Raw genomic sequence first — 26,475 nt, forward strand, 5'->3', positions numbered from 1 at the left:
GGGTGTTGCGGCAAGGGGGTGCCGTCCGGCCGGCCCGAGCGGCGCTCGAGTGGCCGGTGTGGCAAGGGTTTTCAGGTGACCCGGACCACCGTGCTGTGCCAGCCGGTGGCGCCGGACGGATAGGGGGTGGCGCGGGCCTCCGGCTGAGTGGTGCCGGTGCCGTCGGTGGCCCGGACCTCCAGCCGGTGGGTGCCCGGACGGGCGTCGCGCCAGGTGTGGGACCACTGCCGCCAGAGGTCGGGCCCGGCGTCGGCCGCGAGCTCGGCCTCGGCCCACGGCCCGCCGTCCACCCTCAACTCGACGGCGGCGACGCCCCGGTGGGTGGCCCAGGCGGTGCCCGCCACCGTGACGTCCCCGGCCGGGACCTTGGCGAACGGGGCCGGGACCTCGATCCGGGAGGCGGTGCGGACCTCGCCGGTGCGGTCCCAGCCGCGCCTGACCCAGTACGGGTCGCGGGCGGCGAAGGTGGTGACCTCCAGGTCCACCAGCCACTTGGTGGCGGAGGTGTAGCCGTAGAAACCGGGCACCACCGTCCGGCACGGGAACCCGTGCGCGAGCGGCAGGGGCTCGCCGTCCATCGCCACCGCGAGCAGGGCGGGCCGGCCGTCGAGCACCGAGGCGAGCGGGGTGCCGATGGTCATGCCCTCCCGCGAGCGGCCGACCAGCTGGTCCGCGCCCGGCCGCACCCCGGCGCGGCGCAGCAGGGCGGGCAGCGAGGCGCCGAGCCAGCGGGTGGTGGAGACGTACGGGCCGCCGACCTCGTTGGAGACGCAGGAGAGGGTGTGGTCGAGCTCCTCCAGGGGCAGCCGGAGCAGCTCCTCGTAGCTCAGTTCCAGCGGGCGGTCGACCAGTCCGTGCAGCCGCAGGCTCCACCGGCGCGGGTCGATCCGGGGGACGGTGAGGGCGGTGTCCACCCGGTAGAAGTCCTGGTTGGACGTCAGGAACGGGGAGAGGCCGGGGACGTCGGGGTGGACGCCGGCGGGCAGCGGCCGGGCCCGGACGGCGGGGGCGGGCAGCCGGACGGCGTCCCTCAGCGCGGACACGTCGCCGCGCCGCTCGCCGATCACCCGCCCGCCGTACCCGGCGCCGAGCCCGAGCAGTGCCGTCCCGGCGGTGGCCAGCAGCACCGCCCGCCGCGACGGACCGCCGGGCCGGGGAGCCACCCCGACCCCGGACGGACCGTCAGCGGACGGGCCGGACCCGGACGGACCGGCCCCGGACGGACCGTCAGCGGGCGCACCGACCCCGGACGGACCGTCGGCCCGGGACGGATCGCCCGTCCCTCCCGCTCCGCCGGCCCCGCCGGAGGCCGACGGAGCGGGAGCCGATGCGGCAACCGTGGCAGAAGCCGCATCGACACCCTCCCCGACGGTCCGCCCGTCGGCGTCCGCCGCCGGTCCCCCGTCCCGCTCCGCCCCGGCCCGGCCGCCGGCATCCGCAGCCGACCGCCCGGGCCGCACCTCCCCCGGGACCTCGCCGAGCTCCGGGGGCTCCGGAAGCTCGACGACCTCGGTGGTCGAGGCGGTCTCGCCGGGCCCGGCGCCCAGGAGTCCCGCGTGCGCAGTCCCTTCGGGAACCTCGGGAACCTCGCGGGCCACCGGGACCACCAAGGCCTCCGCGGCCCGGCCGTCCGCGGCCGCCGCCCGCCGGGCGCGCAGCAGTGTGCCCAACCAGTACACGGCCGCCGCGCCCACGGCGCCCGCCGCGAGGGCGGGCAGGGCGTCCGCCCCGGCGCTCTCCGGCCGGGACAGCGCCGCCCAGGCGCCGACCGCGCCGAAGGCCGCGAAGACCGCGGCGCCCACGGCCGGGCGGCGCGCGGCGAGCAGGCCCGCCAGGACCGCCAGGGCGGCCACCGTCAGCAGGATCCCGCCGATCAGCACCGGCTTGTCGTTGGTGCCGAAGGTCCGCACGGCGTACTCCTTGAGCGGAGTCGGCGTCAGGTCGATCGCCGCCGAGCCGACCGCCAGCACCGGGGCACCGGCGGGTCCGGTGAAGGCCGCGACCAGCTCGCCCGCGCCCACCGCCGCGCAGGCCGCGGCCAGCCCCACCGCCCCGGCGGGGACGGCGCGGCGCACCGCGCCCGCCGTCCGCCCCGGGAGGGAGCCGTCGTGTCCTGCCGTTTCTCTGCTCACATCCGGCATTCGGGGCCGCCTGCGCCCCGGATGGGTCACGACCGGGCCGATTCGCTCTCCCGGGTGACGGACCCCGCGTCCCCGCAGGTCAGAACGCGTACCGGATGCGCAGCCACGGGGCATGACGCTCGATCAGACCGCGCAGTTCGGCCAGGGCGAGCGTCTTGGTCTCCACCCGGTAGCGGACGTTCCAGCTGCCGTTCTGCGAGAGCTTGGGCTCCTGGAGGCCGGGGCGCCAGAGCAGTTGCTCGGCCTTGGGGTGCCAGCCCAGGTTGACCCGGTGCAGGGCCTCGTTGTGGGTGAGCATGATGATCTCGGCGGCGGCCTGGCGCTTCACCGCGGCCGGGAGCAAGTCGTCCATCCGGTGGAGGAGTTCGGCCCAGTCGGCCTGCCAGCCCGGGCGCAGCACCACCGGTGAGAGGTTGAAGTGCACCTCGTAGCCGGCCGCCAGGAAGTCCCCGGCCGCCGCGATCCGCTCGGGCACCGGGGTGGTGCTGACGTCGAGGAGGCGGGAGTCGGCCGGCGGCATCAGGGAGAACCGCACCCGGGTCCGCCCGCGCGGGTCGAGCTCCAGCAGTTGGCGGTTGACCCACTTGGTGGCGAAGCTCGCCTTGGCGGTGGGCCAGTCGCGGAAGGCCCGGATCAGGTCGGCGGTGTTGTCGCAGACCAGGGCGTCCACCGAACAGTCGTTGTTCTCGCCGATGTCGTAGACCCAGGCGGCCGCGTCGCACTGGTTGGCATGGGGCTTCGGGCCCTGCCGGGTCACGTGGCGGCCGAGGTAGCCGATGATCTTGTCGATGTTGGTGAAGACCGTGACGGGGTTGGCGTAGCCCTTGCGGCGCGGCACGTAGCAGTAGGCGCAGGCGAGCGCGCAGCCGTTGGCGGAGCTGGGCGCGATCCAGTCGGCGGAGCGGCCGTTGGGGCGGGCGGAAAGCGCTTTCCGGACCCCGAGCACCAGGTCCTCCCGTTTGGTCCGGGCCCACCGCTCGACGTTGCCCGCATTGCCGTGCAGGTGCGGGATGTTCCAGTGCGAGGGCACGTGGATCACCTCCGCCGACGGGAAGCGGGCCAGCACCTGGCGGCCGCGTTCGGAGGCCAGCGCCTCCGGTTCGGCGTGGATGCGGCGGATGTCCAGCGGGTGGAACGACCGGGGCTGGCGCGGGACGACGGCTGACACGGGGGGACCTCCGGACGGCGGGGACGTACACCGCAGGTTCGGAGCCGCGGGCCGTCCGGTTCGCCCCGCCGGCGGACTTTCCGCACCGGACCCCCGCCGGGCCAATCCGGCACGCCGTCCGTGCCGAAGGAAGGGTGTCGAGCAGGTCCGCGCCCGGCCGGCGGGCCGACCCGCCGACCGCCCAGGAGGTCAGTCCGCATGCACCACCCCGCCCGGTGCCACGTCCGGCGCCACGCCCGGTGCCACATCCGGTGCCCGTTCCGGCGCCACGCCACGGAGGCGACCGGATGAGCACCGTCGTCCACCTCAGCGGCCCGCAACGGCGCGGCCCCGACCTGCGCGAGCTGGTCGCCAAGGTCGCGTTCGGCGACCAGGACGCCTTCGGCCGGCTCTACGACGCGGTCGCCGGACCGGTGTTCGGCCTGGTCCGCCGGGTGCTGCGGGATCCGGCGCAGTCGGAGGAGGTCACCCAGGAGGTGATGCTGGAGCTGTGGCGGTTCGCCGCCCGGTACCAGCCGGAGCGCGGCGAGGTGCTGCCGTGGGTGCTGACCATCGCGCACCGCCGCGCCGTCGACCGGGTGCGCTCCGCGCAGGCCGCGGCCGAGCGGGAGCAGGCGGTGGCCGCCCGCGAACACGCGACCGGCTACGACGAGGTGGCCGAGCAGGTGGAGGGGCGGCTGGAGCGCGAGCAGGTCCGCCGCTGCCTCCAGGCGCTCACCGCCCTCCAGCGCGAGTCCGTCACCCTGGCCTACTACCGGGGGTACAGCTACCCGCAGGTGGCCGAACTGCTGGCGGTGCCGCTCGGCACCGTGAAGACCCGGATGCGGGACGGCCTGATCCGCCTGCGCGACTGCCTGGGGGTGGGAGCATGACCAGCGCACCCGAGCTGCACACGCTCTCCGGCGCGTACGCCGCGCACGCCCTGGCCGAGCCCGAACGGGAGGCCTTCGAGCGCCACCTGACGGACTGCCACGCCTGCGCGCGCGAGGTGGACGAGTTCCTCGCCACCCTGGCCCGCCTGGGCGCCGCCGAGGCCGCCGCCCCGCCGCCCGAACTCCGGGCCCGGGTGCTGGCGCAGCTCCCCACGGTCCGTCAGCTGCCGCCCCGCACCACCGAACCCGACGGCCGCGCCTCCGCCGTCCCCCGCCGCCTGCCCCGCCTCGCGCTGGCCGCCTCCGTCGCGCTGGCCGCGCTCTTCGGCGGCATCGCCGTCCAGCAGCACCAGCAGGCCGAACGGGCCCGGACCGAGACGGCCCGGCTGGCGGAGCGTCAGGCCTCCTTCTCCGCCCTGCTCACCGCCCCCGACGCCAAGGTCACCAGCGCCTCCAGCGGCGGGGCGACCGGCACCGTGGTCTGGTCCCGCAGCCGGGGGCAGGCCGGGTTCATCGCCTCCGGGATGCCGGTCCTGCCGCCGGACCGGACGTACGAGCTCTGGTACGACGACGCGGGCACCATGCGGCCCGCCGGACTGCTGCCCGGCTCGGGCTCCGGCGCGCTGCTGCTGAGCGGCGCGATCCAGGGCGCGAGCGGCGTCGGCGTCACCGTCGAACCGGCCGGGGGGTCGGCCCACCCGAGCGGCGCCCCGGTGATGGTGCTGGCCTTCGTCTGACGCACGCCTTCGGCCGGGGCCTGCCCCGTCGCGGAGCCTGTCCGGCCACTCGCCCGACCATCCGCGTCGACCGTGACGCGGGCGGCTCCGCCGCACGGCCGGGGCACCCTCGCCGCGGAGCCACTCGCGCCCCGCGGCGAAGCCGCACGTGCCGCTCCGGCCGTGCCGCCCCGGCCGTGCGGCGAGCGTGCGTGCCCAGGGGGAACCTCCCCGCCGAAGGCCGGGGGAGGACCGCCCGCGGCGGGAATCGTCGGACAGGCTCCCAGCCTGCCCCCGCTGCCGAAGTCCCCCACCCCCGCGTGCGGTTGGCCTCGCGGGGGCTCGTCCCCCGGTCCGTCCGACGAGCGGACCGGACCGTCCCCCGATCGGAGCAATCCGGCCGGGGGACGGCTCCGAACCACCGGTGAACGCACGCCCCCGCGCCGCTCCGCGCAGCGCGGCCGGACCCACCGGAGAGCACCCGTGACCGACACCCTCCCCACTCCCGACGACACCCGCCACCGGCCGCCCGGCCACCGGGTGGCCGTGGTCGGCGCCGGGGTGGCCGGGCTGACCGCCGCGCACGAACTGGGCCGGGCCGGCGCCCGGGTCGAGCTGTTCGAGGCCGCGCCCCGGCTCGGCGGCCACGCCCACACCCAGACCGGCACCACCGCCAACGGGCAGCGGCTCCCGCTGGACACCGGCTTCCTGGTGCACAACCGGCGCACCTACCCGGAGCTCACCCGCCTCTTCGAGGAGCTCGGCGTCCGCACCCGGGAGAGCGAGATGAGCATGTCCGTCAGCTGCGCGGGCTGCGGCCTGGAGTACGCGGGAGCGCGCGGCCCGGCCGGGTTGCTGGCCCGCCCCGGGCTCGCGCTGCGCGGCCACTACCTGCGGATGCTGGCCGAGGTGCCGCGCTTCCACCGGCTGGCCAGGCGGCTGCTGGCCGACGACCGGGCGGGCGATCCGCCGCTGCGCCGCTGGCTGGAGCGGGCGGGCTTCTCGCCGTACTTCGTCCACCACTTCATGACCCCGCTGGTCTCCGCCGTCTGGTCCTGCGCCCCGGACCTGGCCGGCGACTACCCGGCCCGCTACCTCTTCACCTTCCTCGACAACCACGGCCTGCTCTCCGTCTCCGGCTCGCCGACCTGGCGGACCGTCGTCGGCGGCTCCCGCACCTACGTCGAGAAGATCGCCGAACGCATCCCCGCCGTGCACCGCTCCGCCCCGGTCCGGGCCGTGCACCGCCACCCCGACGGCGTCACCGTGACCACCGCCGACGGGCGGCAGCACCGGGCCGACGCGGTGGTGATCGCCACCCACGCCGACCAGGCGCTGCGCCTGCTGGCCGACCCGAGCCCCGAGGAGCGCGAGGTGCTCGGCGCGTTCCGCTACTCCCGCAACCCCACCGTGCTGCACCGCGACGTCTCCCGGCTGCCCCGCTCCACCTGGGCCCGGGGCTCCTGGAACTACGCGATGGCCGACTGCCGGGACGGCGCGGACCGGGTCCAGGTCAGCTACCACCTCAACCGGCTGCTCGGCCTGGACACCGCCGAGGACTTCCTGGTCACCCTCAACGACGACCGCCACCGCCCCGTCCCCGAGGCCCTGGTGATCTCCCGCACCGTCTACGAGCACCCCGTCTACACCGCCGCCACCGTCGCCGCCCAGGGCCGGCTGCCCGCGCTGACCCGGGGCCGCACCGCCTACGCCGGGGCGTACCACGGCTGGGGCTTCCACGAGGACGGCTGCCGCTCCGGGGTGATCGCCGCCCGGCGGCTGCTGGCGGCGGGGGTGCGGTCGTGACCGGGCGCCGGCCCGTGCCGGAGCCCGCGCCGGGTCCGGCGACGGGGCGGGTGACGGGGCGGGTGACGGGGCCGGTCCTGCCCGGCCCCTGGGGCGCCGCCCTCTACGAGTGCCGGATCACCCACGTCCGCACCGCCCCGCTCCGGCACGCCTTCGCCCACCGGACCCACCTCTGGCTGGTCGACCTCGACCGGCTCCCGCCCGTCCCACGCCCGTTGCGGCCGCTGGCCGCCTTCCGGGCCGCCGACCACCCGGGCGTCCCGGGCCTGACCCTGCGTCAGAACCTGGACGCCTACCTGGCCGACCGGGGCGTCGTGCTCGACGGCGGCCGGGTGCTGATGCTCACCCAGGCCCGGGCGTTCGGCCACGTCTTCAACCCGCTCACCCTCTACTGGTGCCACGACGCCGGGGGCACGCTGGTCTGCACGGTGGCCGAGGTGCACAACACCTACGGGCAGCACCACCGTTACCTCCTCCCGGCCACCCCGGCGACGGTGCCCAAGGAGTTCTACGTCTCACCGTTCTTCCCGGTCGACGGCGCCTACCGGATGCGGCTGCCGCTCCCCGGCGAGCGGCTGGACCTGAGCATCCGTCTGGACCGGCCAGGCGGACCGGCGTTCACCGCCACCGTCCGCGGGCTGCGGCGCCCGGCCGGCCCCCGGGAGCTGCTCCTCGCCACGCTCCGGCACCCGTTCGCCACCCTCGCCGTCAGCCTGCACATCCGCTACCAGGGCATCCGGCTGCTGCTGCGCGGCCTGCCCGTCCAACCCCGCGACCGCCGCGACCGCCGTACCCGCCGCCCCCGTCGACGAGAGGCACCGACACCGTGACATCCCTGGCCGACCTCCCCCTCGCCCCTCCCGCCGACGACGCGGTCGACCCGCTCCGCTGGCCCGACGTGGCCCGGGTGCCGCGCGCACCGCTGCGCGCCGCCGTGGCGGGGCAGGTGCTGCGCCGGGTGGCCCGCCGACGCGGCCTGCGGGTCGAACTGCCGGACGGGCGGCCGCTGTTGCCCGGCCTGGCGGTACCGCCGGACGCCCCCGTCCTGCGCCTGCACCGGCCAGGCCCGTTCCTCCACCGGATCGGCGCCGACGGGCTGATCGGCTTCGGCGAGTCCTACCAGGCCGGCGAGTGGAGCTCCCCCGACCTGGCCGCCCTGCTCCCCGCCCTGGCCGCCGACCCGGCCGCGCTGGTCCCGCGCGGCACCTCCTGGCTGCGCCCGTTCTGGGCCACCCGGCCACCCGCCGCCGAGCGGCCCAGCGAGCAGCACAGCCGGGAGAACATCCGGCGCCACTACGACCTCTCCAACGAGCTCTTCGCCCTCTTCCTCGACCCGACCATGAGCTACTCCGCCGCCCTGTTCCCCACCGCCGCCGACGGCACCCCGGACGCCTCCTGGCCCGCCCTCCCCGCCGCCCAACACCGCAAGATCGACCGCCTGTTGGACCTGGCCGGGGTCGGCCCCGGCCGCTCCGTCCTCGAAATCGGCACCGGCTGGGGCGAGTTGGCCCTCCGGGCGGCGGCCCGGGGCGCCCGGGTCGAGACCCTCACCCTCTCCACCGAGCAGCTCGACCTCGCCCGAAAGCGGATCGCCGCCGCCGGCCTCGCCGACCGGGTGACCGCCCGCCTCCTCGACTACCGTGCCGCGCAGGGCAGTTACGACGCCGTGGTCAGCGTGGAGATGGTCGAGGCGGTCGGCCACCGGTACTGGCCCGCCTACTTCTCCACCATCGACCGGGTCCTGGCCCCGGGCGGCCGGGTCGCCGTCCAGGCCATCACCATGCCGCACCGGCGGATGCTCACCACCCGGGAGACGTACACCTGGATCCTCAAGTACGTCTTCCCCGGCGGCCAGATCCCCTCCCGCGAGGGCCTCGCCGAGGCCGCCGCCCGCCACACCTCCCTCCGGGTCACCGCCGACGAGGGCTTCGGCCCGCACTACGCCGAGACCCTGCGGCTGTGGCGGGAGCGGTTCACCGACCGCGCCGAGGAGGTCGCGGCGCTCGGCTTCGACGCGGTCTTCCGCCGGATGTGGGAGCTCTACCTCGCCTACTCCGAGGCCGGGTTCCGCACCGGCTACCTGGACGTCCGCCACATCGTGCTCGGCCGGGACGGCGGCCGATGAGCCTCCCCCTGTCCCTCCCGCTGTCCCTCCTCGCCACCCTCGGCGCGGCGCTGGCCGTCATGCTGGCCGCCTTCGCGGTCGGCGTCCGCACCGGACGCCACCGCGGCGTCGACACGGCCTGGGGCCTCGGCTTCACCGCCGTCGCCCTCACCGGTTTCCTGCTGTCGGACGGTCAGGGCGACCTCGGGCGGCGGGTGCTGGCCACCGTCCTGACCGGCGTCTGGGGCCTGCGCCTGTCCGTCCACCTCTGGTGGCACGCCCGGGGCAAGGACGAGGACCCGCGCTACGCCGCCATGCTCTCCCGCGCCCCGGCCGGGCCCGCCCGCACCCGGCTCGCCCTGCGCAAGGTCTACCTCCTCCAGGCCGCGATCCTCTGGTTCGTCTCCCTCCCCGTCCAGATCGCCCAGCGCCTCCCTGACCCGCCCGGCCTCCTCACCGTCCTCGCCCTGGCCCTCTGGCTCCTCGGCCTCACCTTCGAGACCGTCGGCGACCACCAGCTCGCCCGCTTCCGCGCCGACCCCGCCAACCGCGGCCGCGTCCTCACCACCGGCCTCTGGTCCTGGACCCGCCACCCCAACTACTTCGGCGACGCCTGCGTCTGGTGGGGCCTCTTCCTCCTGGCCGCCGACCACCCCGCCGGCTGGGCCACCCTGCTCAGCCCCCTCCTGATGACCTACCTGCTCGCCTTCGGCAGCGGCCGCCCCATGGCCGAACGCGGCACCACCTCCCGCAGCCCCGAATGGACCGCCTACGCCGCCCGCACCAGCGCCTTCGTCCCACGCCCGCCGCGCTGAACCGCCCTTCCCTCAGCGCGACTTCAGGCCGTTCGCCAGCTGCTCCCCGGGGTCCCATCCCTCCGGCCGCCGGTCCACCGGCCCCCGCCAGGGGCAGCCGTCCCCGACCCACGCCACCCGCACGGCCGCCACCCCCGCGTCGGAGGAGTCCTCGTAGCCGAACTCGACGGAGCAGCAGTCGCAGATCACGAACGACGGCGTCAGCCCGTCGGCGCCCCAGGGCTCGAAGCCCTGATCGAGCCCGCACACGGGGCAGTGCACTCCGGTCCTCGGTGTCCTCGTCACGGGCCGATGCTACGCAGCACCGGGATCCGGACGGCCGCCGGGCTCACGAGGGCTCCGGCGTCGGCCGCGTGCACAGGAGCTGACGGCCCGTCGCACCGCGTGCGCCCGCCGGTCCGGCCCGCTTCCCGCACCCGGCCGCGTTCCCCGCCGGGCCGGCCCGTAGAGTTCGGGCGCACATCGGAGCGAGGAGAGCAGGACGTGACCGTGGGAACGCAGGGCCGGAGGTCGGGACATCGTCTCAAGGTGGTGGCAGTGGCACTGCTGACGGCGGGCGGTGTCCTGAGCTGTGCCGGGGTCGTCGGCGGCTACGCCCTCACGTCGACCAAGAGCATGTCGTCCGGTCACATGGAGCCGTCCCTTCCGGTCGGCAGCTCGATGACCTTCAACCTGCTGGCCACCGAGGCGGACCGCGGCGACGTGGTGCTCTTCGACGGCGCGGCCTGGGGCGAACAGCGCCTGATCGTGGAGCGCGTGGTCGCGGTCGGCGGCGACCGCATCGCCTACTCCCCCGGGGACCGGACCCTGACCCTGAACGGGAAGCCGCTGGAGGAGCCGTACGTCCTGGACGGCGACCCGGTGGCGGGGTCGCCCGGCGCGTTCAGCGTCGACGTGCCCGAGGGCCGCCTGTTCGTCCTGGGCGACCACCGGTTCGACTCCGCCGACTCCCGCTACCGGTCCGCGGACTCGGAGGGCGGCACCATCCCCCTGTCCGCGGTGAAGGGCTCGCTCCTGAACGACGACGACCCGCTGAGGACCGGCCTGCTGGCGACCGTCGCCACCAGCGTCGGGCTGCTCCTGCTGGGCGCGGTGGCCGGCGTCGCCGCACGGCACTCACGCCGCCGGTAGGCGCTGCGGGCCGGGCACCGGAGCACCCGGGAGCGCCCTCGGTGGTGACCTCTGTCATGTTCGCCGCACAGGCCACCGAACCGGCCGTCCGTGACCGGTCGTCAGGGGTAGGCTCACCGCCGTTCGTACTGGCGGGTAGGGAGACGTTCGGTGACAGACGACCTCGGCACGTTGTTACGTAGGCTGCGCGGTGAGGCGGATCTGACGCAGGAACAGGTCGCCGAACGGTCCGGGGTCAGCGTGCGCACCATCCGCCGGCTGGAGAGCGGCGGGTCCACCAACCACCGGGTGGGGACGCTGCACCTGCTCGCGGACGCGCTCGACCTCGGCGACGAGGACCGGCGGCGGCTGGCCGCGACCCTGGCCGGATCGCCCGCTGCCCCGGACCACCGCTCCGGGCCGGTGGCCGCACCCGGTGCCACGCCTCCCGCGCCGCCGCCGGTCGAGGACGCACTGGCCGACGCCGCCCGCGAGTTGGCGACCGAGGTCCGGCGCCGCTGGCGCCGCGAGGAGGCGCAGCGCCGGGTGCACGACCCCTTCCCGCTCCCCGTCCGGTGGCGGGCGGCCCCGGCCGCGCTGACCGACCGGGCGGAGAACGTGCAGCGCCTGGGGCCGGGCGAGTCCCCGGCCGAGGTGGACCTCGACGGCGACCTGCGCGGCGTGGCGGAGGTCTACCGCCGGATCCCCTCCGGGCGGCTGGCGGTCCTCGGCCGGGCCGGCTCGGGCAAGTCCGTCCTGGCCATCAGGTTCACCCTGGACCTGCTGGCGGCACCGGCCACGCACGGCCGGGTGCCGGTCATCTTCGGCATCGGCTCCTGGGACCCCTCGACCACCGCGCTGCGGGACTGGCTGATCGGCCGACTGCTGCGCGACCACCCCCACCTGGCCCGCCGCGGCCCCCGGGGGACCACCCTGGCCGCCGCGCTGGTCGACGCGGACCTCGTCCTGCCCGTCCTGGACGGGTTCGACGAGATCGCCGAAGGGCTGCGCCACGAGGCCCTGGACGCCCTCAACGCGACCTCCTCCCCGCTCGTGCTCACCAGCCGGCGGGAGGAGTACGCGGAGGCCGTCCGGGCCGCGCACACACCGCTGGTCTGGGCCGTGGCCGTCGAACTCGCCGACCTCACCCCGGACGACCTCGCCGACTACCTCCCCCGCACCGCCCGGGCCGCCGGAGCGGACACCGCGGGCGGGGCTCCCGGGGCCGCCTGGGACGCGGTGCTCGCACGGCTGCGCGACCACGAGGAGCACGCCCACCTCGCCACCGCCCGCCTCGCCACCGCCCACCTCGCCACCGTGCTGGCCACCCCCCTCATGGTCGTCCTCGCCCGCACCCTCTACAGCGAGACCCCCGGCCGCGATCCCGCCGAACTCCTCGACACCGCGCGGTTCCCCACGGTGCGCAGCCTGGAGGAGCACCTGCTGGCGGGTTTCGTGCCCGCCGTCTACCGGCGCCGCGCCCCGGAGCGGGACGCCGCCGGCCGGCAGCCGAGGGCACCGTACGCGGACCCGGCGCGGGCCGGGCGCTGGCTCGGCCACCTCGCCCACCACCTGGCCCGACGCGACCGCGAGCGCCACGACCTGGCGTGGTGGCAGCTCGGCGACTCGCTGCCGCGCTCGACCCGCACCCTGGCCGTCGTGCTGGCCACCGGCCTCTGCGTCGCCCTGGCCGACTGGCTGGTCTGCCTGCTGCTCACCCCGCTCGGCCTCGCCGAACTCCTGCTCCAGGGAAGCCTGCTGGGCCTCACCGCCGGGCCCGCCTTCGGCTCGGTCTACGCGATGGCGGACCGCTCCCGGGGCGGGGCGGCCGTCGAACCGGCCGGTGTCCGGCTGACGCTGCGCGCCCGCCATCCCCGCCTCGGCCGCCACCCGCTGCGCACCTTCGCCGTCCGCTTCGTCCAGGGCCTGTACGGCGGGGCGGTGATGGGTGTCGGCTGTGCCACGGCCTTCGCCCTCGAACGCACGCTGGCCACCGGGAGGCCGTTCACCGACCGGCGCGTGGTCGAGGGCACCCTGATCGACATGCTGGTCCTCGCCCTCGTCCTCGGCCTGGCCGTGGGTCTGGTCTTCGGACTGGCGGCGGCGCTGGAGGCCCCCGTGGACGTCACGGCCGCCGCCACCCCGGCCGGTCTGCTGGCCTCGAACCGCACGACGGTGACCCGCCAGTTCCTGGTCCTGGCCCCGGCCCTCGCCCTGGCCATCGCCGGCGGCGGCCACCTGGTGGTCGGGCTGTTCCAGGGCACCCTGGGCCGACTCAACTGGGCGCTGCAGGACGGCCTGTTGATCGGCGCGGTCGGCGGCCTGGGCGGCGCGGCCTCCTACCTGCTCGCCTTCACCGCGTGGGGCCAGTGGCTGCTGCTCGCCCGGGTCTGGCTCCCGCTGACCGGCCGGCTCCCCCGGGACCCGGTGGCGTTCCTGGACGACGCCTACCACCGGGGCGTGCTGCGCCGGGCCGGCGCCGTGCACCAGTTCCGCCACGTCCGGCTGCAGCACCACCTGGGCGGCGCCCACCGCCGGCGGCACCGGCACCCCGCACCGGCCACCGCCCCCGACGGCCGCGCCGCCTGACGACCGGTCACCGATGGCCGGTGGCAAGGCCTGTTCACCGGCGGGAACGCGACGGCAGCATCGGGGCGTCCGGCCCGCGGCACCCCACCGTGCCGCGGGCCTCCCCGACGAAGGGTTCCCGATGACCTCCCCACGCCTCGCCGCCCTCGGCGCCGCGATCGCGTTCGCCGCCCTGGCGGGTACCGCCCCGGCCCACGCCGGAGCGGCTGCCACCACGGCGTCCACCACCGCGGCCGCCCCGGCCGTCCAGGCCGTCCCCGTCTTCCGGGACGGCCAGGGCCTGACCGTGCTCCCCGACGCCACGGAGGTGCACGGCCCCACCGACTTCACCCTCACCGTCACCACCGGCCGGCTCTCCGGGAAGCACCGGATCCGCGTCCTCCTGCCTTCCGGGTACGACGCCGACCCCGGCCGGCGCTGGCCGGTCACCTACTTCCTGCACGGCGGTGGCGGCGGGGTGGACGACGTGGCGGCGGCACCCGCGCTGCACTCGGACTCGATGATCACCGTGGTACCGGACGGCGGGCTGAAGGGCTGGTACACCGACTGGCTGATGCAGAACACCGCCGAGGGGGCCGCGAACTGGGAGACCTTCCACCTCACCCAGGTCGTCCCGTTCATCGACGCCAACCTCCGCACCCGCCCCGACCGGGCGCACCGGGCGGTGACCGGGCTGTCCATGGGCGGCTTCGGCGCCCTCCACTACGCCGAGGCCCGGCCCGACCTGTTCGGCCACGTGGCCGTGCTCTCGGGCGGCATCGACTTCGGCCGGTGGCAGGTCCGGGCGGCCGTCCTGGCCACCGAGCTCAACGTCACGGGCGCCTGGTGCGCGGCGAGCAGCTCCTCCGGCTCGTCCGGCTCCAAGGACTGCACCGGCTACGGCCTCTCCGTGGACAGCGACGCGATCTTCGGCTCCCCGTACCCGGTCTTCGGCGCCGACCGGGTGTGGAAGGCGGTCGACCCGGCCGCCCCGGTCAACCTCGCCCGGCTCTCCGGCACCGGCATCACGCTCTACACCGGCAACAACGACGTCATCGACGTCAACACCGAGGCGGCGTCCATGACCGTCAAGGCCCGGCTGGACCAGCTGGGCATCCCCAGCCGCTTCGTCGACTACGGCAACGGCGCGGCGCTCGCCCCGAGCTGCAACGGCGGCCACAACTACGGCTGCTGGGCCCCGGCCTTCGCCGACTACGTCCCGCGCCTCGAAGCCGCCTTCGCCGCGGCGAACTGACCGCCCGTCAGGACCCCGACCCCGTACCGAGGAGCACGAACATGAAGCAGACCCGCAAGCGGCTCGCGGCCACCGTCGGCGCGGCAGCCGCGGCGATCGCCCTGCTGACCACCACCACGGCCCACGCCACCACGGCTGCCGCCGCGGCCGACGGGCACCCCGCCACGCTCGCGGCGCTGAGGACCTTCCAGGCCGCCGCCGGCCCCGGTGCCGGGGTGTACGCCGGCGGCGCCGCCGGCTCCTGGGCGCTCTCGGCCGGGACCGGCACGATCAACACCACCAAGCCGGTCCAGCCCGACGAGCACTTCCGGGCCGGCAGCCAGACCAAGACCTTCACCGCGGCGACCGTCCTGACCCTGGTCGACGAGGGCAGGGTCGCCCTGGACACCGGCGTGGAGGCCTACCTGCCGGGCGTGGTCACCGGCAACGGCTACGACGGGACCCGGATCACCGTCCGGCACCTGCTCCAGCAGACCAGCGGGATACCGGCGTACGAGCCGCTGACCGCCATCGCCCTGGTCGAGCCGGACGGCACCTACAAGGCGGCGACCCTGGTCCGGGAGGGCCTGAAGCAGGCGCCGGTCGGCGCCCCCGGCGCCACCTTCACGTACTCGAACACCAACTACCTCATCCTCGGCATGCTGGTCGAGAGGGTGACGGGCCTGCCCGTCCACGAGGCCGTCACCCGCCGGATCATCCAGCCCCTCGGCCTGACCCGCACCGTCTTCCCCGCCCCCGGCAACCGCGCCCTGCCCGCCCCGGCCGTGCCCGGCTACCACGGCGCGCGGTTCGGACCGTTCTTCTTCTGGAGCCCGGTCATCGACTACGACCCCTCGATCTTCGGCGCCGCCGGGGCGGTCATCTCGACCGAGGCGGACCTCACCACCTTCTACCGGGCCCTGATCGGCGGCCGGGTGGTCTCCCCGGCGATGACGGCGGAGATGGAGCGGACCACGCCGCTCGGCAGCCTCGGCTACGGCTTCGGGCTCTTCTCGATGCCCCTCTCCTGCGGCGGCCTGGCCTGGGGCCACAACGGCGCCGTCCCCGGCTACTACAGCCAGACCATGGTCACCGAGGACGGCCGGCACGCCTCCGCGATGACCAACGCCCACTTCACCACCAACACGCCGCAGCAGCAGCTGTTCACCCTGATCGACACCGCCCTGTGCGAGAGCCGCTCCTGACACCGGCTCACCCCGTGCCCCCTCGGCCGGCCCGGCGGAGCCGGCCGAGGGACGTGGTCAGCGGAGGTCGACCGTGATGCCGGCCCTGGTGAGCATGCCGAGGACGGCGTCGACGTAGGGGGTCTCGCCCGCCGTGTCCACGGTGTGCCCGGCAAGTGCGTCCCGGGCCACGGCCGAGTCGTGCCAGACCAGGGTGAACGGCTCGGGCACCGGGTCCCCGCCGCAGGGGCAGCCGCGCAGCACGTGCCAGCACTGGGCGAAGTGGCCACCGGGGCCCGCGACCGCCTCGCCGAGCGCGCACCGCAGCCCCGGAGCGTCGGTGACGTACCGGCCGTCGAGCCGGCGCACCGGGTCCGGGCCGGAGGAGTGACCTGGCCTCCAGCGGGCGGCCGCGAAGGCGGCCCACTCGGCCCGGCCCTCGCTGTCGTACGCGGCCCACCCGCCTGGCTCGGCCGGCGGGCCCTCGAACCAGGCGTCCCATACGGGGCGGGCCTGCGGCACCGGCCGGAGGGCGGGCCCTTCGGCCAGCCACAGGTCGACCAGCGTCCCGCCGAGCGCCGACGGCCGCGAGGCCCGTACCTCCAGCGGCATGGGTTCGTAGTGACGCATGACCCGGCCGGACCGGTCCACGGCCAGCAGCCGGACCCGGTCCCCGTCGGCCCGCGGGCGCACCAGACGGCGGAGCAGCGGCTCACCCGGCTCGCACCCGCGCAGCACCATCGGCGGCGGCACCTGGGAGCGCGGGTCGCCGTACAGGCCCTCCACCCGGTGGCACTCGCCCAGCCAGCCGCCGCCGCACCCGTTGTAGAGGCCCCACTCGGTGTCCGCCGGCTCTGCCCGCCACGCGGGGCCGTCGATCTCGGCCTCGACGACCAGGTCGACCAGCGACTCACCGAGCGCCGAGGGCCGGCACCCGACCAGCACGGGGCGCTCGAAGTACCACTGGTCGTCCTGGAAGGCCCCGTACGGATCGGTCTCCGGATCGACCCCGGGCACCGGGAAGTCGGAGACCACGCCGAGCTCGCCGAGGTCGATCTCCTCGCCGGGCCGGTCGAGCGCGCGCCGGACCGCCTTGAGCAGGCGGCCGGTCGGAGCGCAGCCCACCACGGTGACCCGCTTCCGGCGCCGGGCGGGGTCGACGAACAGACCGTCCGCCTCGGCGCACCGCGCCCAGACGGTCAGCTCGCCGTCCCACTCTTCATGGACCAGCAGGTACTTCAGCGGGAGCGCCCGCCCCCAACTCCACCGCAGGTCCTCCGCCTCCACGGCCTCCGCCACGTCTTCGCCTCCTCCGCGCGTCGCGCCCGCCGAGTCTCCCACCGGCCCGGTCCGGCGCCCGCCCGGGGGTCCGACGGGCCGTCAGAGGACGGCGGCGACCAGGGAGTCGTCGACGGAGCGCCAGGGGACGCCGGCCTCGCGGAAGCCGGCGGCGGCCAGCTGCGCGGTGTGCCAGGCGGCCGGGTGGACCTCGCCGTCCTTGTGGTCGCGGTAGAGCTCGGAGCGGGCGAGCACGTGCTCGGCGAGCAGCGGGTCGGCGCCGGCGGCGGCCCACCACTCCTTCCAGTCGAGCACGCCCTCGGCCTTCTCCCGGGCCTGGCGGCCCTGCTGGAAGGCGGCGTCGGCGGCGCGCAGCAGCGGGATGTCCTCCTCGGGGGTGTGGTCGGCGTTGAGGAAGACGCCGCCGGGGCGCAGCAGCTTGGCCAGGTCGCCGTAGAGGCGGAGCAGGTCCTCGGTGGCCAGCCAGTGCAGGGCGGTGGCGGTCACCACGGCGTCGAAGGGCCCGGCGGGCAGGCGGGAGGCCCAGTCCGGGTCACGCAGGTCGGCGGTGACCAGGGTGAGGCGGGGCTCGTCGGCGAAGTGGCCGCCGGCGATGGCGAGCAGGGCCGGATCGAGGTCGACGCCGACGCTGGTGGCCTGCGGGAGGCGGGCGAGCAGCCGCTCGCTGATGCTGCCGGTGCCGCAGGCCAGGTCGAGGACGCGGGGGGCCGGGCCGGCCACGGCCTCGACCAGGTCGAGCATCACCCGGAACCGCTCCTCGCGGTCGGGCAGGTACCACTCCTGCTGGCGGTCCCAGCTGCGCTGCCAGTCGTTCCAGGTGTTCATGTCCGCTCCCTCGGTAATGCCCACATACGGCGTTCGACCGTTACGAACCCTAGAGCGCCGGCGGTAATGGACGCAAGAGCAAACCGCCACTTACACCCGATCGGAGGTTTGGCCCTCCGCCCGCCACTCCGTAAAGTTCACGGGGTATCCAGGTAGGGCAGCGAAGGAAGCAGTGCGGGCAATGGCGGGCGACACCACCCAGGGCATCGGCCCGGACACCATCCAGGACGACGAGATCGACTTCGGCCCGGGCATCGACCCCGAGCGCCTCGCGCTCTGCCTCGACGTCCTGGCCGAGCTGGACAAGATCCACGTGGACCACCCGGACGCGATCACCGTCCGGCAGGCCGTCGGCGGGATCTTCCGCACGCTCAAGCAGCGCCGCCGCCAGGAGACCCGGGCCCGCAAGACCGCCAACGACCGCGCCGTGACGGCCGCCACCGCGACCGGTGCGCCGACCCGGATCGACGACGAGACGGCCGGGGCGTTCGGGCTCACCACGACCACCACCACCGAGATCGCCGGGATACTGGAGCGCCCGCGCTCCTGCTACATCTGCAAGCAGCGCTACGTCGAGGTGGACGCGTTCTACCACCAGCTCTGCCAGTCCTGCGCCAAGGACAGCCACTCCCGCCGGGACGCCCGCACCGACCTGACGGGCCGTCGGGCGCTGCTCACCGGCGGCCGGGCGAAGATCGGGATGTACATCGCGCTGCGCCTGCTGCGCGACGGCGCGCACACCACCATCACCACCCGCTTCCCGAACGACGCGATCCGCCGCTTCAAGGCGATGCCGGACAGCGACGAGTGGATCCACCGCCTGAAGATCGTCGGCATCGACCTGCGCGACCCGGGCCAGGTCGTCGCGCTGGCCGAGGAGGTCGCGGCCGAGGGCCCGCTGGACATCCTGATCAACAACGCCGCGCAGACCGTGCGCCGCTCCCCCGCCGCCTACCGCGAGCTGGTGCTGGCGGAGAACGCGCCGCTGCCCGCCGGCGAACTGCCCGCCGCCACCGTGATCGGCACCTTCGGCAGCGGCAGCGTGGACCGCCCGGCACTGCCCGGCCAGACCCGCGAGCTGATCAGCGCCGAGGACGTCACCGCGCTGGCCCTGGTCTCCGGTTCGGCCACCCCGGACCGGATCGCGGCCGGGACCGCGATCGACGCGGGCGGCCTGGTGCCGGACCTGCACCACACCAACAGCTGGGTGCAGACGGTGAGCGAGGTGGACCCGATCGAGCTGCTGGAGGTCCAGCTCTGCAACTCCACCGCGCCGTTCATCCTGGTCAGCAAGCTCCGCCCGGCGATGGCCGCCTCCACGGCACGGCGCAAGTACGTGGTCAACGTCTCCGCGATGGAGGGCCAGTTCAGCCGCGGCTACAAGGGTGCCGGCCACCCGCACACCAACATGGCCAAGGCCGCGCTCAACATGCTCACCCGCACCAGCGCCAAGGAGATGCTGGAGACGGACGGCATCCTGATGACCGCGGTGGACACCGGCTGGATCACCGACGAGCGCCCGCACCCGGACAAGATGCGCCTGGCCGAGGAGGGCTTCCACGCCCCGCTCGACCTGGTGGACGGCGCGGCCCGGGTCTACGACCCGATCGTCCGCGGCGAGGCCGGCGAGGACCTGTACGGCTGCTTCCTCAAGGACTACGCCCCGTCCCCGTGGTGATCCGCCTCCGCTGAAGGGGAGTTGACCTTGACGCACGCTCCGACGACGCACGCTCCGATGCTGGGCGCCGGTGTGATCGTGCCGGGCCCGGACGGCACGGTGCTGATCGGCCGCCGCACCACGGCCGGCGAGCCGCCGACCTGGAGCCTGCCCGGCGGCAAGGTCGACCCGGGCGAGTCCTTCGAGCAGACCGCCGCCCGGGAGCTGGCGGAGGAGACCGGCATCGTGCTGCCCGCCGGGGCGATGCGGGTGCTCGCGGTGCTGCTCGACCACGACCTGGGCCGCCCCCGGCTGACCGCCGCCGTGCTGGCCCCGCCGAGCGACGCGCCCGCCGTGGTGCTGGAGCCGCACTCCTGCGCGGGCTGGGAGCGGGTGCCGGTCGGGGAACTGCCGGAGCCGATGTTCCTGCCCTCCGCGATGGTGCTCGGCCGCTGGCTGGCGGACTACGCGGCACCGGAGGGCGGCTTCGTCTACCCGGTGCGGCACGGGAGTTGACGCAGCCTCAGGTGCCGCGGCCTCAGGCATCGCGGCCTCAGGCGTCGCGACCTGACGTCAGGGGCGGGAATCCGACCTCGTCCGTGAGACGCTCTTGACCGGTGGGCGGAGGGCTGGCTTCATATCCTCTGGGAGCGCTCCCATGCCCCGTCCTCCCCCACCCGGACAGAAGGGCCCCACCCCCATGTCTTCCTCCCGTCCCCCACTGCGCGCCGCCGCCCTGCTGGCCGGCCTCGCGCTGCTCGCCCCCGGCACCGCGACGCTCGCGGCGCACGCCGCCGAACCCGCCGCCGCCGTCCGCGTCAACCAGCTCGGTTACCTGCCCGACGGCCCCAAGCGCGCCACCGTGGTCAGCGCCGCCACCGCCCCGCTCCCCTGGCAGCTGCGCGACGCGGCCGGCCGCACCGTGGCCACCGGCACCACCACCGTGCGCGGCGCCGACCGCGCCTCCGGCGAGTCGCTGCACACGGCCGACTTCTCCGCCTACACCGGTACGGGCACCGGTTACACCCTGGTGGTGGACGGCCGGTCCGGCCACCCCTTCGACCTCTCCCCCGCCCTCTACGACGGCCTGCGTTCGGACAGCCTGGCCTTCTTCCACCACCAGCGCAGCGGCATCGCCATCGACGCCGCCCTGGTCGGCTCCGCGTACGCCCGCCCGGCCGGGCACCTCGGGGTGGCGCCGAACAAGGGCGACGTCTCGGTGCCCTGCCAGGCCGGGGTCTGCGACTACCGGCAGGACGTACGCGGCGGCTGGTACGACGCCGGCGACCAGGGCAAGTACGTGGTCAACGGCGGCATCGCCACCTGGCAGCTGGTCAACTCCTTCGAACGAGCCCGCCGTTCGGGCACCGAGGCCGCCCTCGGCGACTCCACCCTGAAGGTCCCCGAGCGGGGCAACGGCGTGCCGGACGTGCTCGACGAGGCGCGCTGGGAGCTGGACTTCCTGCTCCGGATGCAGGTGCCGGAGGGCCGGCCACAGGCCGGGATGGCCTTCCACAAGGTGCACGACGCACAGTGGACCGCCCTGCCCACCCGGCCCGAACTCGACTCCGAGCAGCGCGAGTTGCACCGCCCCTCGACCGCCGCCACGCTCAACCTGGCCGCCACCGCCGCGCAGGCCGCCCGGGTCTACGCCCCGTACGACGCCGCCTTCGCGGCCCGCGCCCTGACCGCCGCCGAGCGGGCCTGGTCGGCCGCCCGGGCCAACCCGGCGGTCCATGCCCCGGCCACCGACTCCACCGGCGGCGGCGCCTACGACGACACCTCGCTGTCCGACGAGTTCTACTGGGCCGCCGCCGAACTCCTCGCCACCACCGGGGAGTCCCAGTACCGCGACGCGGTGGTCACCTCGCCCGTCCAGGCGGCCCCGGCCACCCCGTTCTGGTGGGGCGACACCGGGACGCTCGGCCGCATCACCCTGGCCACGGTGCCCGGGGTCTCCCTGCCCGCCGCCGAACTGGCCAAGGTGCGGGCCTCGTTGATCACCGTGGCCGACGCCCAGCTGACCACCCAGAACGGCCAGGGCTACGCGGTGCCGCTCGCGCCGGACGGTTACGTCTGGGGCTCCAACAGCGCGGTGGCGGGAAACGGCGCCCTGATGGCCGTCGCGTACGAGCTGACCGGTCAACAGCGCTACCGCGCGGGCGCGTTGGAGTCGCTCGACTACCTGCTGGGCCGCAACGCACTCGACCTCTCGTACGTCACCGGCTACGGCGAGCGGGCGGTGGAGAACCAGCACCACCGCTTCTGGGCCCACCAGTACGACGCCTCGCTGCCGCACCCGCCGGCCGGCTCCTTCGCGGGCGGCCCGAACTCCGGGCTCCAGGACCCGGTGGCGCAGGAGAAGCTGGCCGGGTGCGCGCCGGCCAAGTGCTACGTCGACGACATCGGCTCGTACTCCACCAACGAGGTGGCGATCAACTGGAACGCCGCGCTGGCCTGGCTGGTCTCCTTCGCCGCCGACCGCCCGACCGGCACGCCCACCGCCCCGAAGGTCCTCGTCTCCCCCACCGTGACCGTGCCCGAGGGCGGTTCGGCCACGGTCGGCGTACGGCTCTCGGCCGCCCCCGCGCAGAACGTCACGGTGACCACCACCCGCACCTCCGGTGACCAGGACCTGGGCGCGGCAGGCTCGTTGCTCTTCACGCCCGCCAACTGGTCCATCGCGCAGAACCTCACCTTCACCGCCGCCCCGGACGCCGACACCACCAACGGCAGCGCCGTCTTCGCCCTCTCCGGCCCGGGCCTGGAGTCCGCCGCCCTCACCGCCACCGAGGCGGACACCACCACCCCGCCGCCCACCGCCTCCTGCGCCGTCGCCTACCGGGTGGCCGGCGACTGGGGCACCGGCTTCACCGCCGACGTCACCCTGAAGAACACCGGCACCACCCCGATCAACGGCTGGACCCTCACCTGGTCCTTCCCCGGCACCCAGCGCCTCACCAACGCCTGGAACGCCGCCGCCACCCAGTCCGGCACCACCGTCACCGCCAAGGACCTGGGCTGGAACTCCACCGTGGCACCAGGCAATTCGGTCTCCTTCGGCTTCCAGGCGACCACCTCCGGCCCCAACCAGCCCCCGGCACAGTTCCGCCTGAACGGGGCCCTCTGCAGCTGACCCGGTGACGGCCCCCGGCCCCGTGGGCCAGGGGCCTTCTCCCGTCGAATGTCCGCGCCCACCCGGGATTTCCGGTGCTACGGTGGCCCGACTTCGAGGGAGGGACGGACCGATGGACGGTGACCTGCGGCGGGCGGCCGTCGTGGCGCTCGTCGGGCTGGGGCGGAGCCCGGACAGCCGTGACCGGGCGGCGGCCGGCCAGGCCCTGGCGGCCTTCGCCGAACTGCCCCGGGCCGGCGCGGTGTTGCTGGACCTCGTGCTCGACGCGGAGGACACCTTCGTCACCCGGACCACCACGGAGGCGCTGCTCCGCCGGCACGACCGGGCCGGCCTCGCGGTCGTCGCGTCCGCGCTGGCGGTCGCGGACGACGGCCACGGCGACTGGATCGGCACCGCCGTCCACGATGTCTTCGGCATCTTCGCCGTGGAGCGTGACGCCGCTCTGCGGCGGTGCGAGGAACTGTCGAGGAAGGACGACGACCGGCTCGTCCGGGGAGCCCGTGCACTCCACGAACTGCTGACCGACCTCGATCCGGTGCTCCACCCGGTGCCCCGGGCGTAGCACCGGATCCCCGTCAGCGGGTGCCCGGGGTGCCCGTCGGGGCGGCGGGGGCGGGGCAGTTGACCGTGCCGGGGCGGACGGTGATGCGCAGGCCCGGGGTGGAGAGCAGGCCAGGGAGCTGGAGGTCGTGGACGGTGGCGGTGACGCGGTCGAACTTGGCGTAGCCGGCCTGGATGCCGAAGCGGTGCTCGGGGCTGCCGAGCGGGTTGGGGACCGGTGGGCTGCCCTCCGGGGCGATCACGGTGTCGGGGCCGTTGATGTTGAGGTCCACCAGGCCGTCCATGTCGAGTTCGCCGGTCGCGCTGCGCAGGTCCAGGACGGTGTTCTCGGTGACGATCTCCCAGGTCGCGGGGTTGTTGTCGCCGAGCGAGAACATCAACGTGTAGGTGGCGCCCATGATCTGCTGCTGCTGGGCCAGGCAGAGACCGTTGATCACGCCCTTGGCGAAGCCCATCCGCAGTGGGTGGACGGTCGTGGTGCTGCCGTCCGGCTTGACCGTGGTCTGGTCGACGACGGCCGCCGCGTACCGGGTGCCGTAGAGGCTGCTGGTGGTCAACTGGACGGTGCCGGACTGGATCCGGAGCCCGCCGGCCAGCGCGCCGTCCGCCATCGCGCCGCCGAGCGAGCCCGCCGCCACCAGGGCCGGGAGTGCGATGAGCGCGCTGCGCCGCCAACGGGTGTGCCCCGTCTCGCCGTTCACGGGCTGGTCACCGAGATCGTGCCGGGCAGGTGCACCGGGTTGTTGGTGTTGCTCAGGTCGGAGTGGTCGTCGATGGTCCGGATGCCGTACACGTCGGCGTCGAAGTTGGTTGCCCCGGCGGTGAGTTGGATGAAGGAGCCGAAGAAGTTCAGCAGGCCCTGGATGCCGCAGATCGGGATCAGCAGGATCGGGACGCAGATCTGCTTGATGTCGCCCCACATGACGGTGGTCTCCGGCTGTCCGGCCTTGTCGATGCCGCCGAGCGAGCCGGTGTCGGGCACCGAGATGGAGATCGCGGTGCCGTCGGGCGCGGTGTGCCGGACCTGCATGTTGTCGCGGATCTGGAGCTTGGTGAAGGTGTACTGGGTGGTGACCCGGGTGGTGCCGTCGGAGAGCCGGATGGTGACGTTGTTCTTCACCGTCAGGCCGACCGCGACCATGCTGTCGATGGTGACGCGCATCGGCGTGGGCGTGGGCAGGAACGGCATCCCGAGCGGCTCCGGCTCGCCCGGCAGCACGGCGGCGGGCGCCACGAGCCGGGGCGGAGCGGCGGCGGCGCCGGCCGACCGGTCGGGGACGAGGGCCACGCCGACCAGGGCCGCGAAGGCGGCGGTGACGGCGGCGGCCCGCCGCACACGGGTCACTCGGCGCTCCCGCTGACCGCCGCTGCCCGGCTGCGCCTCGGCCCCCAGCCCGCCGTCATCGCCCCGCCGAGCACCCCGAACACCATGCCGAGCAGGAACCCGCCGAGGTTGGAGACCACCAGCGACACCACCGCCAGCACGGTGCCGATCAGCCCGAAGGTGACCCGCTGGCGCGGCGCGGCGATCGGGATCAGCCCGCACAGCATCATCCCGCCGCCGACCAGGTACCCGGCCACCGCGTTGAAGCCGACCGCGGTGACCAGTTGGATCGCGCCGAGCGAGAACTTGAGCACCGTCCAGCCGCCGACGACCAGCCAGAGCCCGCCCCAGAACGGTCTGGTCCGGCGGAAGGCGGTGAACCAGCGCCACCCGGCCCCGGCGGCGGAGCGCGTCCGGGTCAGCACGTGTTCGCCGATCCGGCGACGACCCGGATGTTCAGGGCGGGGAGGGTGAGCGAGCCGGCGATCTCGGCGGTGTAGGCGTTGGCGTTGAGCCCGGCCAGGTTGACGGTCGAGCCGTTCGGCCCGGACCCGGCCGAGCCCAGGCCGAAGCCGCCGGGCTGGGCCCCCGTCAGCGGCTGCCCGGCGACCATCACCTGGTCGGCGGACATGCCGAGCACCGCGTTCTGCAGCGTGGTGTTGCCGGAGGCGGTGAGGGTCGGCGCCTCGATGTAGAGGTTGGAGGCGTTGATGTCGGTGGTGACGGTGGCCGGCGGCGTCGCGGTCACCGTCTGACCGGCCGTCAGCAGCAGCGAGTACGGCACGCCGGCGATCGACTGGTGGACGATACCGCAGAGCCCGGCCAGCCCGGCGCTGGCGAAGCCGACCCGGGCCATCGCGGTGTTGGTGGAGGTGGAGCCGTTGGCGTTCTCGATGGTCGGGGTGTTGAGGATCGCGCCGAAGCCGGTGCCGGACACGCCGTTGGAGGTGAGGGTGAACGGGGTGTTGGTGACGTTGAAGCCCGCCGCCAGCGCACCGTGGGCGAGTGCGGCGCCGAGGGCGCCGACGGTCAGGGTGGCCGGCAGCAGGACGGCGGTGGAGCGGGCCCAGCGGGTGCCGCGCGCGGTGCCGTCGGCGGCCTCGGCGCGCATCGTCCGGTTCCAGTCGGCGGCCGACGCGCGCAGGCGGCGGGTGTACTGACGCGGGTTCAGGTGGGAGAGGTGGAGCTTCATCTCAGGCCTCCGCGGTCTCGGGCCCGGCCGGGGCGAGCCCTTGGCGGGAGCGGCGGCCGAAGCCGAGGCGGCCGGGGCGGCGGGCCGGCTTCTCCGGGAGCCAGCCGACCGCCATCGAACCGCCCAGCACGGAGAGGAACATGCCGACGAAGAACCCGCCCAGGTTGCTCAGCGGGAAGGAGGCGACGCCGACGATCACCGCCACCACGCCCGCGGTGTGCCGCTGGCTCGGGATCAGCAGCATCAGCCCGGCGAGCGCCATCAGGATGGCGCCGCCCGCCATGCCGGTGATGCCGCCGACGCCGACGTGCAGGATCTGGCTGATCGGCGCGAGCGGCAGGTAGAGGATCACGAAGCCGCCGAGCGCGGTCCACACCGCGGCCCAGAACGGGCGGGTGCGGCGCCAGCGGCGCAGCGAGTGCCGGGCGCGGGTGAACGCGGCGGGCCGGGCCGGGTCCGCGGTGGGGTCCGCGGTGGCGGCGGGGTCTGCCGGGACGGAGGTTTCGGCCGGGCTGTCGGGGGCGGCGGGAGTGGGTGCCATGGTGGTCCTCGCTGGGCCGTCGGAACTGGGGCGTCGGAGCTGGGCCTTCGGAGCTGGGGCGCCGGAAGGTTCGGGAGGGGTCGGGAGGGGTGGGGTGGGGGGCCGGGCCGGCCCCGCCCCCCCCCCCCCGGGCGGGGGGGGGAGGCGGGCCGGGGGTCCCGGAGCCGTGGCCGCCGCCCCCCCCCGGCCCCGCGGGGTGCCCGGTTGGCCCGGTTATAGCCA

24 protein-coding genes are annotated in these 26,475 nt (G+C 75.2%); 14 read left to right on the forward strand and 10 right to left on the reverse strand.

Annotation, left to right across the window (positions count from 1 at the left end; genetic code table 11):
* Nucleotides 1-71: 71 nt before the first annotated feature.
* Both ACIA8O_RS17655 and ACIA8O_RS17660 read right to left on the reverse strand, forming a co-directional pair.
* Nucleotides 72-2,141, reverse strand: a complete 2,070-nt coding sequence (locus ACIA8O_RS17655) for a molybdopterin-dependent oxidoreductase (RefSeq protein WP_396294738.1) — start codon at nt 2,139-2,141, stop codon at nt 72-74.
* A 79-nt stretch (nt 2,142-2,220) separates the two neighbouring features.
* Nucleotides 2,221-3,345 (reverse strand): spore photoproduct lyase family protein, encoded by a 1,125-nt coding sequence (locus ACIA8O_RS17660; protein ID WP_396294837.1) that lies wholly within the window; start codon nt 3,343-3,345, stop codon nt 2,221-2,223.
* Between the two features lie 251 nt (nt 3,346-3,596).
* Between ACIA8O_RS17660 and sigK the strand changes: the two genes are divergently transcribed.
* The 6 genes from sigK (at nt 3,597) to ACIA8O_RS17690 (ending at nt 9,622) form a co-directional block, all read left to right on the forward strand.
* Nucleotides 3,597-4,181 carry an ECF RNA polymerase sigma factor SigK gene (gene sigK / locus ACIA8O_RS17665; RefSeq protein WP_396294739.1) on the forward strand — a complete coding sequence of 195 codons (585 nt, stop codon included), beginning with the start codon at nt 3,597-3,599 and terminating at the stop codon, nt 4,179-4,181.
* Entirely contained in the window at nt 4,178-4,918 is a 741-nt protein-coding gene (locus ACIA8O_RS17670) for an anti-sigma factor domain-containing protein (protein WP_396294740.1), read from the forward strand. Before sigK ends, ACIA8O_RS17670 begins: the two co-directional genes overlap by 4 nt.
* Before the next feature lie 462 nt (nt 4,919-5,380).
* Nucleotides 5,381-6,703 (forward strand): NAD(P)/FAD-dependent oxidoreductase, encoded by a 1,323-nt coding sequence (locus ACIA8O_RS17675; RefSeq protein WP_396294741.1) that lies wholly within the window; start codon nt 5,381-5,383, stop codon nt 6,701-6,703.
* 62 nt (nt 6,704-6,765) lie between these two features.
* Nucleotides 6,766-7,533 carry a DUF1365 domain-containing protein gene (locus ACIA8O_RS17680; RefSeq protein WP_396294742.1) on the forward strand — a complete coding sequence of 256 codons (768 nt, stop codon included), beginning with the start codon at nt 6,766-6,768 and terminating at the stop codon, nt 7,531-7,533.
* Nucleotides 7,530-8,828, forward strand: coding sequence for a class I SAM-dependent methyltransferase (locus ACIA8O_RS17685; protein WP_396294744.1), 1,299 nt, complete (start codon nt 7,530-7,532; stop codon nt 8,826-8,828). The genes ACIA8O_RS17680 and ACIA8O_RS17685 overlap by 4 nt, the downstream gene beginning before the upstream one ends.
* A complete protein-coding gene (locus ACIA8O_RS17690) occupies nt 8,825-9,622 on the forward strand; it encodes a DUF1295 domain-containing protein (protein WP_396294745.1) in 798 nt (265 codons plus the stop codon). The genes ACIA8O_RS17685 and ACIA8O_RS17690 overlap by 4 nt, the downstream gene beginning before the upstream one ends.
* 12 nt (nt 9,623-9,634) lie before the next feature.
* Here ACIA8O_RS17690 and ACIA8O_RS17695 read toward each other — a convergent pair whose 3' ends face one another.
* Nucleotides 9,635-9,907 (reverse strand): hypothetical protein, encoded by a 273-nt coding sequence (locus ACIA8O_RS17695; protein WP_396294747.1) that lies wholly within the window; start codon nt 9,905-9,907, stop codon nt 9,635-9,637.
* A gap of 252 nt (nt 9,908-10,159) precedes the next feature.
* Between ACIA8O_RS17695 and lepB the strand changes: the two genes are divergently transcribed.
* From lepB to ACIA8O_RS17715, 4 genes are all read left to right on the forward strand, one after another.
* Nucleotides 10,160-10,753 carry a signal peptidase I gene (gene lepB / locus ACIA8O_RS17700; RefSeq protein ID WP_396294749.1) on the forward strand — a complete coding sequence of 198 codons (594 nt, stop codon included), beginning with the start codon at nt 10,160-10,162 and terminating at the stop codon, nt 10,751-10,753.
* 150 nt (nt 10,754-10,903) lie between these two features.
* Complete coding sequence (locus ACIA8O_RS17705) at nt 10,904-13,321, forward strand: helix-turn-helix domain-containing protein (RefSeq protein WP_396294750.1); 2,418 nt, start codon at nt 10,904-10,906, stop codon at nt 13,319-13,321.
* A gap of 121 nt (nt 13,322-13,442) precedes the next feature.
* Nucleotides 13,443-14,555 carry an alpha/beta hydrolase gene (locus ACIA8O_RS17710; protein WP_396294751.1) on the forward strand — a complete coding sequence of 371 codons (1,113 nt, stop codon included), beginning with the start codon at nt 13,443-13,445 and terminating at the stop codon, nt 14,553-14,555.
* 41 nt (nt 14,556-14,596) lie between these two features.
* A complete protein-coding gene (locus ACIA8O_RS17715; RefSeq protein ID WP_396294752.1) occupies nt 14,597-15,739 on the forward strand; it encodes a serine hydrolase domain-containing protein in 1,143 nt (380 codons plus the stop codon).
* Nucleotides 15,740-15,796: 57 nt separating this feature from the next.
* Here ACIA8O_RS17715 and ACIA8O_RS17720 read toward each other — a convergent pair whose 3' ends face one another.
* Together ACIA8O_RS17720 and ACIA8O_RS17725 are read right to left on the reverse strand one after the other, a co-directional pair.
* Nucleotides 15,797-17,017 carry a hypothetical protein gene (locus ACIA8O_RS17720; RefSeq protein WP_396294753.1) on the reverse strand — a complete coding sequence of 407 codons (1,221 nt, stop codon included), beginning with the start codon at nt 17,015-17,017 and terminating at the stop codon, nt 15,797-15,799.
* Between the two features lie 81 nt (nt 17,018-17,098).
* The gene (locus ACIA8O_RS17725) at nt 17,099-17,860 is read right to left on the reverse strand and encodes a class I SAM-dependent methyltransferase (RefSeq protein ID WP_396294839.1); all 762 of its coding nucleotides are present in this window, start codon (nt 17,858-17,860) and stop codon (nt 17,099-17,101) included.
* A gap of 163 nt (nt 17,861-18,023) precedes the next feature.
* On the opposite strand from ACIA8O_RS17725, the gene ACIA8O_RS17730 reads away from it, so the two are divergent.
* From ACIA8O_RS17730 to ACIA8O_RS17745, 4 genes are all read left to right on the forward strand, one after another.
* Nucleotides 18,024-19,520, forward strand: coding sequence for an SDR family NAD(P)-dependent oxidoreductase (locus tag ACIA8O_RS17730; protein WP_396294754.1), 1,497 nt, complete (start codon nt 18,024-18,026; stop codon nt 19,518-19,520).
* Nucleotides 19,521-19,547: 27 nt separating this feature from the next.
* Nucleotides 19,548-20,015, forward strand: coding sequence for an NUDIX hydrolase (locus ACIA8O_RS17735; protein WP_396294755.1), 468 nt, complete (start codon nt 19,548-19,550; stop codon nt 20,013-20,015).
* A 184-nt stretch (nt 20,016-20,199) separates the two neighbouring features.
* The gene (locus ACIA8O_RS17740; RefSeq protein WP_396294756.1) at nt 20,200-22,635 is read left to right on the forward strand and encodes a glycoside hydrolase family 9 protein; all 2,436 of its coding nucleotides are present in this window, start codon (nt 20,200-20,202) and stop codon (nt 22,633-22,635) included.
* 112 nt (nt 22,636-22,747) lie between these two features.
* Complete coding sequence (locus tag ACIA8O_RS17745; RefSeq protein ID WP_396294757.1) at nt 22,748-23,197, forward strand: hypothetical protein; 450 nt, start codon at nt 22,748-22,750, stop codon at nt 23,195-23,197.
* Between the two features lie 13 nt (nt 23,198-23,210).
* Here the strand turns inward: ACIA8O_RS17745 and ACIA8O_RS17750 are convergent, their stop codons facing one another.
* The 5 genes from ACIA8O_RS17750 to ACIA8O_RS17770 are packed head-to-tail and all read right to left on the reverse strand — an operon-like array spanning nt 23,211 to nt 26,253.
* Nucleotides 23,211-23,897, reverse strand: coding sequence for a DUF6230 family protein (locus ACIA8O_RS17750; protein ID WP_396294758.1), 687 nt, complete (start codon nt 23,895-23,897; stop codon nt 23,211-23,213).
* Nucleotides 23,894-24,541, reverse strand: coding sequence for a hypothetical protein (locus ACIA8O_RS17755; RefSeq protein ID WP_396294759.1), 648 nt, complete (start codon nt 24,539-24,541; stop codon nt 23,894-23,896). The genes ACIA8O_RS17750 and ACIA8O_RS17755 overlap by 4 nt, the downstream gene beginning before the upstream one ends.
* A complete protein-coding gene (locus ACIA8O_RS17760; RefSeq protein WP_396294760.1) occupies nt 24,538-24,945 on the reverse strand; it encodes a DUF6114 domain-containing protein in 408 nt (135 codons plus the stop codon). The genes ACIA8O_RS17755 and ACIA8O_RS17760 overlap by 4 nt, the downstream gene beginning before the upstream one ends.
* On the reverse strand, nt 24,939-25,712 hold the full coding sequence (locus ACIA8O_RS17765) for a DUF6230 family protein (protein WP_396294761.1): 774 nt from the start codon (nt 25,710-25,712) through the stop codon (nt 24,939-24,941). The genes ACIA8O_RS17760 and ACIA8O_RS17765 overlap by 7 nt, the downstream gene beginning before the upstream one ends.
* Nucleotide 25,713: 1 nt before the next feature.
* Nucleotides 25,714-26,253 (reverse strand): DUF6114 domain-containing protein, encoded by a 540-nt coding sequence (locus tag ACIA8O_RS17770; RefSeq protein ID WP_396294762.1) that lies wholly within the window; start codon nt 26,251-26,253, stop codon nt 25,714-25,716.
* Nucleotides 26,254-26,475 lie beyond the last annotated feature (222 nt).

It is taken from the genome of Kitasatospora sp. NPDC051853, from assembly GCF_044452665.1.
GTDB lineage: Bacteria > Actinomycetota > Actinomycetes > Streptomycetales > Streptomycetaceae > Kitasatospora.